The sequence below is a fragment of the Arthrobacter oryzae genome (assembly GCF_003634095.1).
In the GTDB taxonomy this organism is placed as follows: Bacteria; Actinomycetota; Actinomycetes; order Actinomycetales; family Micrococcaceae; genus Arthrobacter; species Arthrobacter oryzae.
In genome coordinates this window covers 71993-89690 of record NZ_RBIR01000011.1, presented here as the reverse complement: position 1 = coordinate 89690, position 17698 = coordinate 71993, and the positions used below count along the sequence as shown (strand labels likewise).

The following is a 17698-nucleotide window of genomic DNA, read 5'->3' as shown; positions in this document are numbered from 1 at the left end:
CGCCGGGGCGCGTAGTATGGCGGCCATGACCAAGGCATCCGTTGAGGTCACAGCCCCCGCCGACGCGGTGCCGTACTCATTACTGGACACCGTCTTTTTCGTGGTGGGCGGCGTCTCGGCCGTGTGGCTGACCTGGCTCTTGGTGGGCCTGAGCTTCCAATGGGGCTGGGCGCAGGTCTGGTTCCTCTTCATCTTCTGGGGCCTGCTGGCCTATCTGGTGCTCCCCCGGCTCCACCGGATCCTGACCCGGCTCTATGTTCCCGACTACTTCATCGGCCGGGCGCGGACCAGCGACGGGCTGCTAGGCGATCCCGTGAACCTCGCCCTTTTGGGATCCGAACCCCAGGTGCACAATGTGATGCGGGCCGCCGGCTGGACCCTGGCCGACGACGTGACGCTGGCCAGCAGCCGGAGAATCGTCTCCTCCACCCTCCTGGGCCGAAGCTACCTCGAGGCCCCGGTGAGTCCCCTGTTCCTGTTCGGCCGCCAGCAGGACTTTGCCTATCAGCAGGAAGTCGACGGCACCCCGGGCAAGCGGCACCACGTCCGCTTCTGGCGCTGCCCGCCAGGCTGGCTGCTCCCCGGCGGCCTCGCCGTCGACTGGCTGGCCGCCGGCACCTACGACCGCAGCGTCGGACTGTCGCTCTTCACCCTGCAGATCACCCACAAGATCGACGAGAACACCGATGCCGAACGCGACCACGTCGTCGGAGCCATGACCGCCGCAGACCCCGCTGCCGAGGTCCGGGTGATCCGCGACTTTTCGACCGGGTACCACGCGCGCAACGGCGGGGGCGACACCATCATCACCGACGGCGATCTCCCGATCGTCGATCTGCGGAACGTCGCCGCGGCGCCAGCAGTCTCCACCGGGCCCCTTGGCGACAGGCAGAACAAGCGCCCGGCGCCCACAATTGTCGGAGCCGTGTTCGTTGGCGGCCGCGCGGCCGCAGCTGCCTTGCTGGCGCTGTCCATGGTGCTCTTCCGGGAGGAGCACCTGAACTCGCTGCTGCAGCCCGGCACCGTCCCGACCCTCACGGAGGCCCAAGCGGACGTGGCCCTCAGCATCTCAACGGTGGTGGTTCTGCTCTTTGCCGTGGCCTACACCCTGCTGGCCGGGTTTGTGTTCCTCGGCCGGAACTGGGCCCGGACAGCTGTCATGGCACTCAGTACTGCGGCCATCTGCACGCAGGCGTTCGACGTACTCCACGGCGGTCCGGACATTACGCTGGCGTACAACCTCCCCGGCCTCACCTTGGACATCCTGCTGATTCTGGCGCTCTCCAGCAAGCGTTCCCGCGATTATGCCCTGCGCCCCCGGCTGAGGGGCCGCCCTCAACCGGGCTGAAAGCGCGGACCGCAATGGATCTTGACAGCCCGGAAGGTCCCGGAGCTAGATAAAAGTATCCGGCGGCTTGCTGTTCACCGCAGGATTCGCAGCAGAGGAGCGGACATGACCAAGAATTCGCAGTCCACAGAGCGCGCCCACAGCGAGACCCCCGCCGAGGGTGATGCAACAGCTGTTCCCTTTGACGACCGCGCCCACTCCCAGGACCCGGCAGAGGGGCCCGACCTCGACGAGGAACCGGGCACGTAGTTCGGCATCCGGTGAAATATCCCCGCCCGCACGGGTGTTGGCCCAGACATGACAACAATAGGAATCATCGGGGCAGGACACATCGGCGGCCAGGTCGCCCGCAAGGCAGTGGAACTCGGCTACAACGTGGTGATCAGCAACTCGCGCGGGCCGGAAACTCTGGCGGGCCTGGTGGCGGAACTGGGGCCGAGGGCCCGCGCCGCAACACCGGCCGAGGCCGCAGCAGCCGGTGACTTCGCCGTCGTCACCGTGCCGCTCAAGAGCATCGCGGACGTACCGCTGGAGCCGCTGGCGGGCAAGATCGTCCTGGACACCAACAACTACTACTGGGAACGCGACGGGCACTTCCCGGCTCTGGACGCCGGCGAGGCCACCACCTCTGGCCTGCTGCAGGAGCATCTCCCCCAGTCCAAGGTCGCCAAGGCCTTCAACCACATCATGTACTCCGATATCACCACGGACGGCACCCCGGCCGGCACCCCCAACCGCCGCGCCCTGGCCACGGCCAGCGATTTCCCGGAAGCGGTGGAGCTGGTGACCCGCCTCTATGACGAATTCGGCTTCGACACCGTCAACGTCGGCCCGCTGTCCGAAAGCTGGCGGGTGGAACGGGACCGCCCGGCCTACGTGGCCCGGCAGAACGCCGCCGAACTCACCGGGAACCTGGCCAAGGCCCCCCGCACCATCTGATTCTCCGGCCCAAGGCGCGAATTCGCCGCAAGCCTGCGTGCTCGCCGGAAGCTTCCGGCGAATGGGCAGCTTTCCGGCGAATTCGGCCGTACCTGGCCGGCGTCGCGCGGATCCGTGCAACGCTAGTGGCGTGGATCTGGAGGTATCGCCCGCGCTTACGATTCCCGCGTCCGAACTCGGCTGGCGGTTCTCCCGTTCATCCGGGCCCGGCGGTCAGCACGTGAACACCTCGGACAGCCGCGTCGAACTCGCATGGAACATCGCCGCCTCGGCCGCGCTTTCGGCGGGCCAACGCCAGATGCTGCTCACGCGGCTCGGACAACGTCTCATCGCCGGGGTGATCACCGTGGCCGCCTCCGAGCGGCGTTCCCAGCTGCGCAATCGTGAGATTGCCCTGGCCAAGCTGTCCCATCTCGTGGCGGAGGGCCTTGCTCCCGAGGGTGCCCGCCGTCGGGCGACCAAACCGACCCGGGGTTCGAACCGTCGTCGTCTCGCCGCCAAGCAACAGCGGGCGGCGACGAAGCAGCAGCGTCAACGGCCGTCCGCCGAGTAGCACCGTCCCGGCCGGCAATCGTTAGCCGGGGGCGGCAGCGGGCAGGTCGCACCTGTTCCACAAGAGAGTTGCGCCGGCGATTTCCACCGGGGGGCCGAGCGATGCTCAGCTCGCCGGAGGCGGGGCGGGGATCGTCCGGCACCTTGTGAGGCCGGTTTTCAGTCACCGGCTCCTGGTGCTGGGACTTTCGCCGGGGAACACGATTCCGAGCTGGTTCCTGATGGCATCTGCGACGGCCATGGTCCGGACCGATTCGGCGAGCGGCCGCTGCGGAACCTCCAGTTGCCCTTCCGCAATGGCGCGGGCTACGGCGGCAGCCTCGAAGTGCAGCCCCTCAAAGTGGCCGCCGACCGGCTCTTCATACGCCAACCGGGTCCCGTCCGGGAAACGAACGGTGAAGCCGCCAGGCATGTTGAAGGGCCCGTCAATGGTCAGTGAGGCCTCGGTGCCCACGATCGTGGCAGAGGTGGGCGTGAAGTTGTACAGCTGGGTGTTCATCACGGCCTGGCGTCCGCCGGCAAAGGACATCACGGCCGAAAGCTGGGCGTTGACGCCGGATTCGTGCGGCTCGCCGAGGGCCATGAGGCGGTCCGGTTCGCCGAGGATTGATGTGATGAGCGCGAGCGGATAGGTCCCCAGGTCCAGCAGCGGTCCGCCGGCCAGTGCCGGGTCGAAGATCCGGTGGCTGCGGTCAAAGTGCTCGCCGTATTCCGCGAAGACCGTCGTGAGCTCCCCCAGCATTCCGGCGTCGAGCACCTGCCGGATGACGTCGAACTTGGGCAGGAAAAATGTCCACATTGCTTCGGCTGCGAAGAGGCCGGCCCCGGCTGCCCGGCTGGCAATGCCTGCCGCCTGTTCGCGGTTGATCCCGATCGGCTTCTCGACCAGGACGTGCTTTCCGGCGTCGAGCGCCATGAGCGCAGCCTCGTAGTGGAAGTTGTGCGGCGTGGCGACGTAGATGATGTCGACGTCGGACGCCGCCAGCTCCTCATAGCTGCCGAAGGCCTCAGCGATGCCGTGCTTTCCGGCGAACACCTCGGAACGGTCCAAGGAGCGGGATCCGATGGCGGCAATCACTTGCCGGGTGTGCGCCTGAACAGATTCCGTGAAGCGTGCCGCAATCCAGCCAGGACCCATGATCCCCCAGCGGAGCGGCGGTGCGTCGCGGGAATCCGAAACCCTGGACACCGGAAGCGAGCGCTCCCCGGTCACGGCCGGGCCCCCTTGGCGTAGGCGCCGTTATAGACATCGTTTCGCGCGAGTGGCACAGACTTCTCCTCAGATTTGTCCTGACATAATAACAAAGTCGCCTCGAATTGGACAAGGTTCCCGCGCCTCCTAGCTTGGCCCACTAGCGTGGCCCCGGCCCCCTGCCCGGGGGAGTCGCCCTTGCCCGCGTCTGTCTAGCCGGGCCCGTTCCAGAGCCGGCGCCACCAGGTCCGCTGCGGTTCCGGAGTGGGCGGGGCATCGGCTGCCGCGGCAGCGCGGCGCTCGCGCCAGCGGTCCAGTTCGACGTCGACGTCGCGCGTCTTGGTGATCACGGGCGGGCCGCCCTGAAGCTGTCGGCGGGCATCGATGACCCGGGCGTTGAAGTCCTCCACGATCTCGCGGACCTGTTTTTCGCTGAACTGGGCATCGAGCCGGGCATCAAGCTCCGCGTCCTCCGTGCGGAGCAGGATCGCCTTCGGGCCCAGGCCGGAGATGTTCTCCCGCTGGATCAGGCCCTTGACCCACCAGTCGGGGTCATACGCCTCCCCCAGCCCGGGAATCGGCTTGCCCGCATATTTGAGATTGTCGAACTTCCCCTGCGCCATGGCATCCCGGATCAGGTACTCGGCCTTGGCGGCGTCGTCGATCTTGGCGCGCTTCTGCCGGAGCTCCTCCTCTGCGGCGTTGAGCTCATCGTTCTCCTGGGCGGTGCTGCCCGAGGCCCGCACACTGCGAAGTTCCGCCGCGCGTTCCACCCGGCGCCGGAACGCGCTGCCGGAACCACCTGCGCCGCTGCTCATCAGCCACCACCGTCCTCGCCTGCCGGAATCGCGGATCTGCCTTTCCAGTATGAGGAACAGCCGGGCGGCGGCAAAGAGCGAGCGGCGAAAAGCGAGGGGGGAAACGAGCCAAGGAGAAAGCGCGAGGGGCAAAGCCCGGCCGCTGCTCACGGCTCCCCGCCGAGACGGGAACCTAACACCACCGTAACCGGGTGTTAACTCGCTTGTGCGAGGCTGGAGCTTCTAGTAAGCACCCTTCTCATCCTTGTGCACGACAAGTCCCTAGGAGTTGCCGCCGTGAACAGCCAAGAGGACCATGCATCCGGAAGCCCCCGGCCCGCCGGCCAAAAGGAAACAGCCCAGGATCTGAGCAGCACGCATGTCACGCATGTCCGGGAAGACGTGGCCATGGCGGGACGGTGCGCCAACGTCCACTTGCCCACCGGGCGCACCTGCACATTGCCTGTGCGGCATCCGGGCTCGTGCAATTTCGTCGGGCCCGAGGACGCGGAAGACGTCGCAGTGCACTAGGCCAAAAACCACCCCGAACGCAGTTTTGCGCAAGGATTTCGGCGGACCCGCCCGCACGTGCCACGCCGCGGATACGATGGTCGGACATTGAGCACCGGATCTAGCTGAGGGAGATCACGTGCCTCGTGAAGACCTACGGCAGCGCGCCGACAGCGCGTCGGCTGAAGCACAAATCGCCGGCAAATCGCTTGCGGCGCCGCGGCCCGTTCCACTGGATGCCATGGCGCTGACCCGGGCAGGAATCGCCGGCTGGGCGGCCAGGCTGGGACCTCCCGGGGCGGAAGCACCACGGTCCCGGCGGCTCGCCCACATTGGCGGCCTCGCGGCCATCGCGGCCCTGGTCCTGTACCTGACCTGGCGGGTGCTTTTTACCTTGCCCTCCGGCCCGTGGAATTTGACCATCGCCTGGATTCTTGTGACGTTTGAGGCCCTGCCCCTGGCCGGTCTCATCCTGAAAGCTTGGTCCGTGTGGAACATCGACAGCCACCCCCCGGCCCCGGTGACCGAGGCACCGAACGGCATGCGCGTGGCAGTCCTGATCCCCACGTACAACGAGCCCCTCGAGGTCCTGACCCCCACCGTCGCCGCGGCCTGCGAGCTGGCGCCCGAGCATGAAACGTGGGTGCTAGACGACGGCAGCCGGCCGTGGGTCGAGGAGATGTGCGCCGCCTACGGCGCCCGGTACGTCCGCCGCGACGTCCACGACCACGCCAAGGCCGGCAACATGAACCACGCCCTGGGCCTGATGGCCGAGGAAAAAGCCGCCGGCGGGCCGGGCATCGACATCATCGCGGTGCTGGACTGCGACCACGTCCCGCTGCCCACCTTCCTCACCGCCACGCTGGGCTGGTTTCAGGACCCCGAGATCGCCCTGATCCAGGGTCCGCAGTCCTTTTACAACGGCGGCGCGTTCGACGACGACGGCATCACCGGCGAGCAGGGCACCTTCTTCAACGTCCTCATGGCCTCCCGCAACGTCCCCGGCGCCGGCCCGTTCTGGTGCGGATCGACGTCGTTGTTGCGCCTGAGCGCCCTGGCGGAGGTGGGCGGCGTGGCGACCGAGACCATCACCGAGGACATGCACACGACGCTCAAACTCATCCGGCGCGGCTGGCGCACCGTCTACCACCACCAGACCCTCGCCGTCGGGCTGGCGCCGGCGACGCCTGATCAGTACCTGCTGCAGCGGCGGCGCTGGGGCATGGGGGCCATGCAGATCCTCGTCCACGAGAAACTATGGGCGGCCAAGAGCTGGATGTCGTGGCGCAACTACCACGAATATCTCAACGGCACGCTGTGGTGGCTGGAGGGCATCGCCACACTGGCGGCCTTCCTGATTCCGGTGCTGATCATGCTGTCCGGGGCCCAGACGTCCACCGCCGGCCCGCTGACTTTCACCGGGGTCTTCCTGGTCATGTTCACCGTCAGGCTATGGGGCTCCAAGCAGCTCATGCGCAACGAAATCCATTGGCCCACGGCTTTCGCCTTGCGGATCTTCCGCGTCCCCGTGGGCCTGGCGTGCCTGTGGTGGCTCGTGACCCGGAATGTCTTGGAATTCCAGGTCACGCCCAAGGGCGCGGCGGACCTCCGGCTTCGCGGCCGGACGCCGCGCATCCTGATCGTGATGCTTGTCCTCATCGCGGGGGTCATCCTGTACGCGGCGGCGGGTCTCGCCGGGCTGGTTCCGTGGCGTACGAGCCCCGGTTCCACGGTGGCGTCCGGAGCCTGGCTGGTGCTCGCCGGCGCGGTCCTGATTCTCGGCACCCGGAGGATCCGGGCGGCAGAATTCGCCACGTCCCGCCGCAACGCCTTCCGGGTTGAGGTGGCGGCGCCGGTGGAGGCCGACGGCGTCCGCGGCGAACTGCTGGATATTTCGGTTGGCGGAGCGGCAGTCCGGTTCCCGCGCGGAACACTGCCGGATTCAGGCCTGATCACGCTCCGGTTGCCGGAGGCCGCGCCGGTCCGGCTTCAGGTCATCCGGACCACGGAACAGCCGGACGGAACCCAGATCGCGTCCCTGCGGGCGGCCGACGACGACTGGGCCGTCCACCGCGCGCTCTCGTTGTGGATCTTCCACACTCCCGCAGGGGCGCTGCCCGGCTACCCGCCCGGCGTCCCCGCCGCGGCGTCGCTGCGGGGCCGCTAGGAGTCGGGCCGCCAGGAACCGGGCCGCCAGGAATCGGGCCGCTAGGAGTCACGGCGCTCAAACACACGGCGCGGCTGGCGGGTTTCCTCCGGCGGCGCCGTCGAGGCTCAGGCAGCCGCAGCCTCACTCCCCCTCGAGGCACAGGATGAAGCCGGGAAAGACGTGGCGGCCGGGGCGGCCGCCGGCCTTGTCGATGCCGCGGCGGATCTCCCGCAGTTGCTCCACGGTCATCTGCAGCGGCGGTTCGTCGGGCTGGTAGGTGGTGAAGATCGGGTAGTCGACGCCGGGCTCGCGCGACATTTCGATGTGGCAGCCCAGGACGTAGGTGACAGGGCGGGTGCTGCAGAACCCGATCAGCCGGTCAATGGTGCGGACAAACGCGGGCCAGTCCTGGATGTAGATCCGGCCGGGATAGACCGTGTCCCCGGTGAGGAGGAACCCGGTGTACGGATCATAGAACGTGACAGCCGCGTCGTGGTGTCCCGGGCTGGGCCAGCACTCCAGGACGCGGCCGCCGAGATCCACCCGTGCCGGCGGAACGGCTTCCCCACCACTGCCGTCCTGCAGGCTGTCCGAGTCCCTTGAGCCGCCAGACGATCCCGGGCCTGCGAATCCGAAGAATTCCCATGCCGTGTCCCGGAATGCGTCCACCAGGACCGTGTTGGCACGGCCGGCGAACTGGGCGTCCCCGGCAACATGATCGCCGTGCGGATGCGTATGGAGGACGAGGAGGCCGTAACCGTCGCGGGGATGCGCGGCAAGCCACGTGTCCATGAGGCCGTCCACGACCCGGCGCAGGGGGAAGAAGTCCGCGGATGCCGTCGCGCCCGTGTCGATCAGGACGGCCCGGGCGTTGCCGAACAGCAGGAACATGAACGGGGCCTCGTAGTTGACCGCCATGTTCTGGCGCAGGATGAACGTGTGCTCGTCGCAGGCGTGGACCTGGATATCCGGGTCCGTGTTGTGCTTCGCGGACTCTGATCCGTGGATCCAGGCCACGTCCAGATCGCCGGGACTCGGAACGCCTGCGGTGAAGTCGATCTCAGCGTGCATCAGTTCTCCTCACAGCTCCGGCAGAACCTGCTCGCGCACCTGTTTGCGCAGGATTTTGCCGAGCATGGATCGGGGCATGTCGCCGATCGCCACGATTCGTTTCGGGACCTTGTATCCGGCCAGGTGTTCGCGGCAGTAGGTGCGCAGCGCCGCTTCGTCGAGGACGGCGCCCGGGGCGAGTTCGACGGCGGCGACCACCATTTCACCGCCGCGCTCCAGCGGCTTCCCGATCACGGCGGCGTCGACGACGTCCGGGTGCAGGCGCAGCGCGGCTTCGACCTCGGTGGGCGAGACATTGAAGCCGCCCGTGATGATGAGCTCCTTCGCCCGGTCCACGATTGTGGTGAAGCCGTCCGCGTCCACGGTGACGACGTCGCCGGTGCGCAGCCAGCCGTCCGCCGTGAGCGTCTTCGCGGTTTCCTCGGGGTTGTTCCAGTAGCCCTGGAAGACCTGCGGGCCCTTGATCAACAGTTCCCCCGGCTGGCCCTGTGGCACCTCGACGTCCGGGTTGTCGATGTCCACCACCTTCATGAGCGTGGACGGAAAGGGTACGCCGATGGTGCCGGTGCGGCGGGTGGGAAAGAACGGGTTGCCCATGGCCACCGGCGACGACTCGGTCATCCCGTAGCCTTCCACGAGCAGGCCGCCGGAGACGGATTCCCACAGTTCCACGACGTGGTCGGGCAGGTTCATGGCGCCGGAAATGCAGTATTTGCAGGAGCGCAGCGAGACCCCTTTTTCCTTCGCGGCCATCGCGGTGCGCTCGTAGATCGGCGGGACTGCGCAATAGACGGTGGCGGGCGACTTCTTCATGGCCGCCAGGATCAGGTCCGGATCAAACTTCGGGAAGAGCACCAGCAGGCCCTGCTTCCGGATGCCGTAGGTGAGGTAAAGCGTCATGCCGAACGCGTGGAACATCGGCAGGATCGCGTAGAACACCTCTTTGCGGTATTCCGCGCCGTGCATCCAGGCCTCGCCCTGGAGCGCGTTGGAATAAAGGTTGAAATGGGTCAGCATGGCGCCCTTGGGCCTGCCGGTGGTACCCGAGGTGTACTGGATCGCGGCGAGGTCACCCACGGCGGGGCGCGGGTGCGCGGGGTCGATCCGGCCGTGGCCGAGCAGCTCCTTCCACGGCGTGGTGCCCGGCGCGGGCGCGGTGAGCGAGGCCCGGGTGTCGCGCAGCTTCTTCACTGGAAGATGCAGCGCGAGCCGCTTGACGGCCGGGAACGCCTCCAGCAGGTTGACGGAGACGACGTGGTCAATCTCGACGTCGTCCGGGAACTCCCGCACGGCCGCGGCGGCCTTGTCCCACGCGATCACGATCCGCGCCTGGTGGTCCTCGAACTGGTGGCGCAGCTCCCGGGAGGTGTACAGCGGGTTATGTTCGACGACGACGGCGCCCAGGCGCAGCACCGCGTAGAACGCGACGACGTGCTGCGGGCAGTTGGGCAGGATCAGGGCCACCCGGTCGCCGGCGCGGACACCCAGCCTGCGCAGCCCCTCGGCGGCCCGGTCCACCTGTTCGCCGAGCTCGGCGTAACTGGTGCGCCGGCCAAAGAACTCCAGCGCCGGCGCACCCCCGGCCTCCGCCACGGACCGCTCCAGCATGTCCGTGAGCGACTCGGTGGGCAGCTCGATCTCCGCCGGGACGCCCGGCTGGTAGTTCCTCACCCAGGGCTGCACGTCAGTATTCTCCATGGCCCCATCATTTCTTGAAAGCCGGGCCGGGGCGAATGCGCCCCAGGGCGACGCCGGGACCGGCGGGTGGACAGGCGCCGGGACCGGCGGCGCGACGAGCAGCAGGACCGGCGGCGCTTACACCGGCACGCTCTCCGCGGCCTTCGGGTCCGGCGCGGCTTTCAGGTTCCGCGTCAGCGCGATGGCCCCCAGCGCCAGGACGGCGAGCGCGGCGCAGCCGACGAAGACGCCCTGGTATCCGAGGGCCGTCATCGATCCGAGGGCGATGACGGGGCCGGACACGATCGCGCCTACCCGCCGGGTGTTCATGTACAGGCCCGAGGCCAGCCCCGGCCGGGGGATGATCTGCTGAAACAGGGTCAGTCCCACGCCGGCCACAATGGCAAAGAACCACGCGTTGAGGATCTGGAGCGCGATGAGGCCCACGGGGTCCGCGACGAAGGCCATGGCGGCGTAATAGGCAATTCCGGCCAGGCATCCGGAGGTGATGAGCGCGTAGCTGGAGAAGCGGGAGCTCAGCCGGCCGATGATCAGCAGCGCGGGGATTTCGAGGGCGGCGGACACGCCCAGCGCGATGCCCGCCCAGATGACGTCCAGTCCCAGCCTGCCGGTCACGAACAGACCCATAACGGATACCGCGGCGCTGTTGGTCGCCTGCAGGGCGACGAACCCGAAGACGACGGCGGCGACGCCGGCCCTGGACAGCGGCGGCCCGTCGTCGTCCTGTCCCGACGGCTTCTGCGGGTCGCTGGACGTCTGGGGTTTCCGCCGGATCATGGCCGCGGTGGTGGCAATGTTGAGTACGGCCACCGCGGCGAGGGCCAGGAGGATGGCCCGGTTGCCCAACGTGCCCATGATGAGCGTTGCCAGAGGCGGCCCCGCCACCCAGGCGACGGACACGACGGCCCGGGTTTTCATGACGTCCGCGCGCGGTGCGCCGGAATGCTTGAGGTGTGCAAAGAGCAGCGACACGCCGACTCCCGCCGGACCGCCCAGGGCGATCAGGCCGATCACGGCTACCGGTAGCGAAGTGGTGCTGGCCAGTACGCCCGCCAAGGCGAGGGTCAGCCCGGCACAGACCAAGAGGGGCCGCAGGTAGTTGTTGACGCGGTCCGCATAGGCCGGCACCAGCAGGGCGGCGACGAAACCGCCGGCGTTGTAAACCGCGAGGACCCACCCCACATCCGCTGGGGTCGCGTTATAGAGCGCGACCAACAGGAGCGCCAGCGCGGGGTTGAGCAAGGCGAACTGCAATCCCCAGAGCAGGGCGGCCGACGACACTAGAAGGCGAGGCCGCCCGGCGTTCCGCGTCGCTGCCCCGGGCAGGCCTGTGTTCTGCACGGTTGCCCCGGGCACGCCCCTGTTCCGCTGACGCATGTCCCGGTCTCCTGTCTCGTGGCGGGGCCGTAGTCCGGCGCCCGGATGATCGCCGTCGTTGGGCGGCAGAGCGTGGGTGCCGCCCAACGGCCGCGCCCACGACCTCAAGGCTAGGCGCGGCCGCTATGGCCCGGGAGTCACTGCCAGTACCCCCATTGGCGGGGGCCGGGCCGGGGCGGAACGGGGGGCGTGCCTAGACCGCCGACCACCCGCCGTCGGAGGCGAGGACCGCACCGTTGACGTTGGTGCCGTCATCGCTGAGAAGGAACGTGATCGAGGCGGCCAGCTGGGCCGCGGTGGCCGGCGCGGGGATGTTCACGCCCATCAGCGGCTGGAGCCGTGCGGCCCCCAGCTCGGATCCCCACGTCGCCTCGATGTTCGTGATGGTGGCGCCGGGGGCCACGGCATTGAACCGCAAGCCCTTGGGCCCGTACATGACGGCTGAGTTCTTGGTCAGGCCGATCACCGCGTGCTTGGACGCCGTGTAGGTGGCGCCGGCGGCGGACCCGCGCAGGCCGGCTTCGGAGGCGATGTTGACCACGGAGCCGGAGCCGGCCTCCAGCATGAGGGGCACGACGGCGCGGGTCAGGCGCATGAGGGCCGTGACGTTGATCCGGAAGACCCGCTCCCACGTTTCGTCGTCCACCTCGTGGATCGGCGTGAAGTTGTCCATGATCCCCGCGACGTTCGCCAGCGCATCCACGCGCCCGCCGGCCGCGGTTACGACGGCGGCGACGGTTTCCTCGGTGGAGATGTCGCCGGGCACGGGCACCAGGTCCAAGCCGGCGTTGTCGTGTACCAGTGCGTCCAGGCGTTCCTTGCTGATGTCGGCCGCGATCACCCGGCCGCCTTCCCTGGCGACGCGGAGGGCCGTGGCCTGCCCGATGCCCGATCCCGCGCCCGTGACGATGACGGTCTTGCCCGCGAACCGGCCCGCGGTGACGGTTTCCTGCCATGAAGCTTCGTTGCCCATGATGTCCTTTCCAGACGTTGACGAGGCTGACAGGCCCACCTTATGACACCCTGTGTCATTATGTAAGGGTGAATACTGGCCAGCTCTCCGAGAACCCCCGGCCCGGCGCTGCGCGCGCCGCCGGCCGGCCCTCGACGATCGACCCCGACGCCGTCGCCCGCATCGCCTTGCGCCTGTTCGCCGAGCGGGGCTACGAGCAAACCTCCATGGAGGACATCGCAGGAGCAGCGGGGATCGGGCGCAAGAGCCTCTACCGCTACTTCGCCAGCAAGGCTGACTTGGTCTGGGGCGGGATCGAGCCGGTGGCTGCGGCGGCTGGCCGGGCCCTGGACGCCGCACGGGACCGGGCTCGGGACGCGGCGCCGGATACAGCACGCCAGGAGCTGCCGGGCGGGGTGTGGGAAGCCGCGGGCAACGAGGCGCCGCCGGGCGGCGACGACGGCGTGGCCGACGCCGCGACCACTAATGCGCCCAATGATGCGGCGGGCACTTCCATCGGTGCAATTCGACCCGGGCTGAGTGTGGCGCAGATCCGGGCAGGGCTGAGCGCCGCGGCAAAGGCCGGGGCGGCTGCGCTTCCCGACCTCGCCCTCACACGCGGACGCCTGCGCCTGATCGCGGAACATCCGGAACTGGCCAGCCGGAGCTACGCCGCCTTGGCGCCACAGCGCGAGCAGGGCCGCCGGTATCTGACCGCGCTTGGCGTCCCCGAGGACATGGCCGGCTATCTCTGCGCGGCCTATCTCGGGGCAACGTTCGAGGCCTGGATGCAGTGGGCCGCCGGCACCGAGCCCGATCCCGATCCATATCTGCAGGCCGCCATGCGGGTGCTGCAAGTCCCGGACGCCCGGCAAACCCCTGCGGGCAAAGTCCGCTGACGCACGGCCCTCCCTGACCCCCGATTTGCCCGGCCCTCCCGTTGCCCCCGGCCTATCCCAAGCTACCCCCAGCCTCGAAGTCGCCGGAAGGTGTCGGACTCGCCGTAAGAGTACGGCGAACCCGCACCATGACGGCGACTCCGAACGGCGCACCGGCACCGCTCCGGCGACTCCGGCGACCGCGAACCGCGCACCGGCAAGATTCCGGCGACTCCGGCGTCGGCGGCTGGCGCACCGGCACGACTTCGGCGACTTCAGCGAGCGCGCACCGCGCACCGCGCACCGGCAAGATTCCGGCGACTCCGGCGTCGGCGTCGGCGGACAGGTAGCCCGGAACGCCTACTCCCCCGTCTGCCCGTCCACGGCTTCGCGGAGGAGATCAGCGTGGCCGTTGTGCCGGGCATACTCCTCGATCATGTGGCACAGGATCCAGCGCAGGCTCGGCGCCGAACCGTCGGGCCATGGGCGGCGGGCCAATTGGTCCAGGCCGCCGCGAGTAAGGGCATCCGCGACGCTTGCCCGGGACCGGTCGACGGCGTCTTGCCAGAGCGTGCGCAGCTGCTCTGGGGTGTCGTTGGCGGCGGAATGCCAGTCCCAGTCGGGGTCGGCTTTCCAGTCCACGGCGTCGAACGGCGCATCCCTGTCCCGTGCATGCAGGGAACGGGAAAACCACTCGCCCTCCACATAGGCCATGTGCTTCAGCACTCCTCCCAGCGTCATCGCTGAGGCAGCGGTGGTCGCCCCGAGGCCAGCGGCGTCCAGTCCGGCGCACTTCCAGGCCAGCGTGGCCCGCTGAAAGTCCAGGAAGCCCAGCAGGGTCTCGGTTTCATCGGCGGCAAGGGAGGCTCCGTGCGGCCCTGGTCGTCCACTATCGTCATGCGCGAGAGTCTAGCGCCGAGCCCTCGGCGACTCTAGGTTTACTGGGCCGCGCCGCTCAGCCTCGAACTCGGCGGTAACTCACTCCCTTCGCAGGAAAGGTACGGCGAACCGGCACGCTTCCGGCGACCTCGACGGCCGGTGGCCCGGGACCTCCGGTGACACGGGACCCCCATGCCGGAAGGGACTTCGACGCCGGCCGGTCCCGGACCGTGCCCTACTCCTCCAGGAACCGCAGCAGGTACGGAAGGGTGATCCGCATGGCCCTCAGGTCGCCGCCGGTCGCGCCCAGCTCCCCGAGGTAGTCGCCGTGCGTGCCGGGCACGATCATTAGCCGCGCCCCCGGAATGACGCGGGACATCCGCGCGGCATGCTCGGGGCTGACGACGTCGCGGTCGGCGCACAGCACCAAAGTTCGGGCTGTGATGCGGCACAGGTGGTCGTCCGGCCAGCCGGGGAAGGTCAGGATCCGCTGGCGGTCCAGCTCGAACATCCGCTCGAGGTGCCCCGGCTCGGGATGGAGACGGCGGTCTGCGTCCTTGTAAACCTCAGGCATTTCGTTGAGGGTGGCCTTGGCCATTCCGTCCCAGAACTCGTCGCTGACCGCATCCCGGGTGGCGAAGGTCGAGGCGGCAATCAGGCAGCGTACGGAGGCCGGATACCGCATGGCGAGCGCCAGCGCAGTGTGGCCCCCGGCGCTGAAGCCGAGAACGTCCACCGTGTCCACGTTGAGCGCGTCCATCACGGCTTTGACGTCGTCGGCCGAGTTTTCGGCAGTGAGCGGTCGGTCGGTCGCCTCGGTGCGGCCGTGGCCTTCCTCATCGACGGCGATCACCTGCAGGCTCTCGGCCAGCAGGGCGGGGATGAGCCCGGCGAAGTTGGTCTCGATTGTCGAGCCGCCGCCGGGAATCAGCAGCAGCGGGGGCTCGCCGGCCCTCGGGTGGCCGTGGACTTCGTAGTACATGCGGACGTCGCCGTTGGCCGCGTAACCATGGGTGAAAGTCACAGGGCATCCTAACGCCGCACGTACCAGGCTGAACAGGGTCTTGCGGACGACGGCGGGAGATTCCCGCCGTCGTCCGCAAGGTTGCAGCTCAGGCGTTGACGGATTCGGCGAGGATCGCGTCCACCTGGCCCAGTGCCTGCTTCATGCCCTCTTCCATGCCCATCGCGACGATCTTCTCCATCTGCTCCTCCGCTTCGAAGGTGGACAGAACGGTCATTCGGGTGCGTCCGCCGATTGGCTCCAGCGTCACAACACCGTGGACGGTGCCCATCTCGGCCACGGGCTCGCCGTTGTCGTCCGCGAAGCCGTCGTCGAACTCAAGGCGGTGCGGGGCGTCGATGGTGACGAACCGCCACCAGCCGCGGGCCTTCTCCCCCTCGGGTCCCGTCATGTAGTAGCTGGCCTCGCCGCCGGGGACGAAGTCGTGCTTCTCGAAGGTGGCCGGCCAGGTGGGCGGGCCCCACCAGCGTTCGAGCTGGCGGGGGTCTTCCCAGATCTGCCAGACGCGCTCCACGCCGGCGTCGAACTCGGCGACCACGGTGAGGCTCAGCGCCTCAAGATTCTTTACTGAACTGATAACGGTCATGACAAAACCTTCCTATCCTCAGTTTTGCTGCTCTCCGGCTTGCTGGTTTGTGTGTTGCTGCCTTCTGCCGTGCTGGTTCGTGGTGCCTGGTTGCATGCTGCCTCGTGGCGGTGCGGCTGTTTCGGCCAGCAGGTCCGCGATCCGCTCGGTCCGCTGCCGCCAGATGACCTCATACTCATCGAGCAGCCGACGGACCTTCTGCAGTCCATCGTGGTTGGCCCGCACAATCTGCTCCCTTCCCCGCTTCTCCTTCGAGACCAGGGAAGCGCGTTCCAGCACTGCAACGTGCTTCTGGACGGCCGCGAAACTCATGGCGTAGAGGGCAGCGAGTCCGGAAACCGAGTACTCCCCCACCGTCACCCGGCGCACGATGTCCCGGCGGGTCGGGTCGGCGAACGCCTGGAACAGGCGGTCGAGTTCTTCGTCGCTGAGCGGTTCCCTGAGCTGATCTACAACCATTTGGTTGTAGAATAGTCCGGCCCTTACGGGGGTGTCAATGGGGTAGCGGATCCCAGCACGACCGCCCTCCCGCCGATTTCGCCGGAATCGCGCGAGGTCGCCGTAAGGTTCCGGCGAGCCCGCAGGTGTCCGGCGAATTCGTGCGCCGAAGCCGTCGCAACCCACCCCGGCGACCACCGAGGTTCTCGAAGGGGGCCGCCACGGCGCGTCATCGACCCGGTGTGGCGGCCGCGCGCCGAGCGTAGAGTGGCCCCATGAAGCGCGTGATGATCGACCGCTTCGGCGGCCCAGAGGTCCTGCAGGTGGCGGAGGTTGACCCGCCCAGGCCCGGCGCGGGCGAGGTCCGCGTCAGGGTGCTCGCGTCGGGCGTCTCGTTCACCGACGCGCAGCTGCGGGCCGGCACCTATCTCGGCGGGCCGAAGCCGCCGTTCACGCCCGGCTACGAGCTCGTCGGCATCGTCGATGAGGTCGGGCCCGGCTGCGCGCGGGTTCGCGTGGGCGACCGCGTCGGGGTGCTGACGGTGTGGGGAGCCAACGCCGAGCAGGTCTGCGTGCCGGAGGTGTACGCCGTCGCGGTGCCCGAGGACCTGGACCCGGCCGAGGTCGTGAGCCTCGTCTTCCCGTACATGACCGCCTACCAGCTGCTCCACCGCACGGCCAAGGCGAAGCCCGGGGAGAGCGTTCTGGTCCACGGCGCGGCCGGCAGGGTGGGCACCGCGATCCTCGAACTCGGCGCGCTGGCCGGACTCCGCCTGTACGGGACCGCCGCCGGCCGGGACCGCGCCGCGGTGGAGCGGCTGGGCGCCGTCGGGATCGACTATCAGAACGAGGACTTCCTGGCCCGGGTCCGCGCGCTCACCGGCGACGGCGTGGACATCGCCCTCGACGGGATCGGCGGCCCGTTGTCGCTGCGCTCCTTCCGCGCCCTGCGGCCCGGCGGACGGCTCGTCGTATTCGGCCGCTACGCCACCATTGCGCAGGGGCGCAAGAACTGGCCCGGGGTGGTCGCATGGTACGCGGCCACCGGGGCCGTCGCCCTTTGGGGTGCGCTGTCACCCCGGAGAAAGGTGCTGTCCTACCGGATCCAGAAGTTGCGCATCCACCGCCAGGACTGGTTCCAGGCCGACTTCCAGGTGCTGCTCGAGATCCTCCGCCGCGGCGAGATTCACCCCGTGGTGGCCGAGCGCCTGCCGCTTTCCGAGGTCCGCCGCGCCCATGAGTTGCTGGGGAGCACGGCCTCGAAGGGGAAGATCGTGCTCGTGCCCTGAGCGGCCCCGGCCGAGTTCG

The 17698-nt window shown here is 68.6% G+C and carries 17 protein-coding genes; 7 read left to right on the top strand and 10 right to left on the bottom strand.

Annotation, left to right across the window (positions count from 1 at the left end; translation table 11 throughout):
• Positions 1–25 precede the first annotated feature (25 nt).
• The 4 genes from C8D78_RS18210 to arfB all read left to right on the top strand — a co-directional run bounded on the left by C8D78_RS18210 (position 26) and on the right by arfB (position 2840).
• Positions 26–1348, top strand: a complete 1323-nt coding sequence (locus C8D78_RS18210) for an LssY C-terminal domain-containing protein (protein WP_244208483.1) — start codon at positions 26–28, stop codon at positions 1346–1348.
• A gap of 105 nt (positions 1349–1453) precedes the next feature.
• On the top strand, positions 1454–1597 hold the full coding sequence (locus tag C8D78_RS19770) for a hypothetical protein (RefSeq protein ID WP_167467956.1): 144 nt from the start codon (positions 1454–1456) through the stop codon (positions 1595–1597).
• A gap of 48 nt (positions 1598–1645) precedes the next feature.
• A complete protein-coding gene (locus C8D78_RS18205; protein ID WP_120955269.1) occupies positions 1646–2287 on the top strand; it encodes an NADPH-dependent F420 reductase in 642 nt (213 codons plus the stop codon).
• A 130-nt stretch (positions 2288–2417) separates the two neighbouring features.
• A complete protein-coding gene (gene arfB / locus C8D78_RS18200; protein ID WP_120955268.1) occupies positions 2418–2840 on the top strand; it encodes an alternative ribosome rescue aminoacyl-tRNA hydrolase ArfB in 423 nt (140 codons plus the stop codon).
• A 162-nt stretch (positions 2841–3002) separates the two neighbouring features.
• Here the strand turns inward: arfB and C8D78_RS18195 are convergent, their stop codons facing one another.
• Entirely contained in the window at positions 3003–4052 is a 1050-nt protein-coding gene (locus tag C8D78_RS18195) for a Gfo/Idh/MocA family protein (RefSeq protein WP_120955267.1), read from the bottom strand.
• Positions 4053–4243: 191 nt separating this feature from the next.
• The gene (locus C8D78_RS18190; protein WP_120955266.1) at positions 4244–4849 is read right to left on the bottom strand and encodes a DnaJ family domain-containing protein; all 606 of its coding nucleotides are present in this window, start codon (positions 4847–4849) and stop codon (positions 4244–4246) included.
• Positions 4850–5477: 628 nt separating this feature from the next.
• Here C8D78_RS18190 and C8D78_RS18180 point away from each other — a divergent pair.
• Positions 5478–7505, top strand: a complete 2028-nt coding sequence (locus tag C8D78_RS18180; RefSeq protein WP_147429649.1) for a glycosyltransferase family 2 protein — start codon at positions 5478–5480, stop codon at positions 7503–7505.
• A 123-nt stretch (positions 7506–7628) separates the two neighbouring features.
• Here the strand turns inward: C8D78_RS18180 and C8D78_RS18175 are convergent, their stop codons facing one another.
• The 4 genes from C8D78_RS18175 to C8D78_RS18160 all read right to left on the bottom strand — a co-directional run bounded on the left by C8D78_RS18175 (position 7629) and on the right by C8D78_RS18160 (position 12606).
• Entirely contained in the window at positions 7629–8558 is a 930-nt protein-coding gene (locus C8D78_RS18175) for an MBL fold metallo-hydrolase (RefSeq protein ID WP_120955263.1), read from the bottom strand.
• A gap of 9 nt (positions 8559–8567) precedes the next feature.
• Complete coding sequence (locus tag C8D78_RS18170; protein WP_120955262.1) at positions 8568–10256, bottom strand: long-chain-fatty-acid--CoA ligase; 1689 nt, start codon at positions 10254–10256, stop codon at positions 8568–8570.
• A 117-nt stretch (positions 10257–10373) separates the two neighbouring features.
• Positions 10374–11633 carry an MFS transporter gene (locus C8D78_RS18165; protein ID WP_120955261.1) on the bottom strand — a complete coding sequence of 420 codons (1260 nt, stop codon included), beginning with the start codon at positions 11631–11633 and terminating at the stop codon, positions 10374–10376.
• Positions 11634–11826: 193 nt separating this feature from the next.
• The gene (locus C8D78_RS18160) at positions 11827–12606 is read right to left on the bottom strand and encodes an SDR family NAD(P)-dependent oxidoreductase (RefSeq protein ID WP_120955260.1); all 780 of its coding nucleotides are present in this window, start codon (positions 12604–12606) and stop codon (positions 11827–11829) included.
• Positions 12607–12674: 68 nt separating this feature from the next.
• Here C8D78_RS18160 and C8D78_RS20005 point away from each other — a divergent pair, with 68 nt between their 5' ends.
• The gene (locus C8D78_RS20005; protein WP_244208482.1) at positions 12675–13484 is read left to right on the top strand and encodes a TetR family transcriptional regulator; all 810 of its coding nucleotides are present in this window, start codon (positions 12675–12677) and stop codon (positions 13482–13484) included.
• 339 nt (positions 13485–13823) lie between these two features.
• Here C8D78_RS20005 and C8D78_RS18150 read toward each other — a convergent pair whose 3' ends face one another.
• The 4 genes from C8D78_RS18150 to C8D78_RS18135 all read right to left on the bottom strand — a co-directional run bounded on the left by C8D78_RS18150 (position 13824) and on the right by C8D78_RS18135 (position 16411).
• The gene (locus C8D78_RS18150; protein ID WP_244208487.1) at positions 13824–14246 is read right to left on the bottom strand and encodes a DinB family protein; all 423 of its coding nucleotides are present in this window, start codon (positions 14244–14246) and stop codon (positions 13824–13826) included.
• A 331-nt stretch (positions 14247–14577) separates the two neighbouring features.
• Positions 14578–15366, bottom strand: coding sequence for an alpha/beta fold hydrolase (locus C8D78_RS18145; protein WP_208642003.1), 789 nt, complete (start codon positions 15364–15366; stop codon positions 14578–14580).
• A gap of 88 nt (positions 15367–15454) precedes the next feature.
• On the bottom strand, positions 15455–15952 hold the full coding sequence (locus C8D78_RS18140) for an SRPBCC family protein (protein WP_120955258.1): 498 nt from the start codon (positions 15950–15952) through the stop codon (positions 15455–15457).
• 18 nt (positions 15953–15970) lie between these two features.
• Complete coding sequence (locus C8D78_RS18135) at positions 15971–16411, bottom strand: ArsR/SmtB family transcription factor (protein WP_244208481.1); 441 nt, start codon at positions 16409–16411, stop codon at positions 15971–15973.
• Between the two features lie 254 nt (positions 16412–16665).
• On the opposite strand from C8D78_RS18135, the gene C8D78_RS18130 reads away from it, so the two are divergent.
• Positions 16666–17679, top strand: coding sequence for a medium chain dehydrogenase/reductase family protein (locus tag C8D78_RS18130; protein ID WP_244208480.1), 1014 nt, complete (start codon positions 16666–16668; stop codon positions 17677–17679).
• Positions 17680–17698 lie beyond the last annotated feature (19 nt).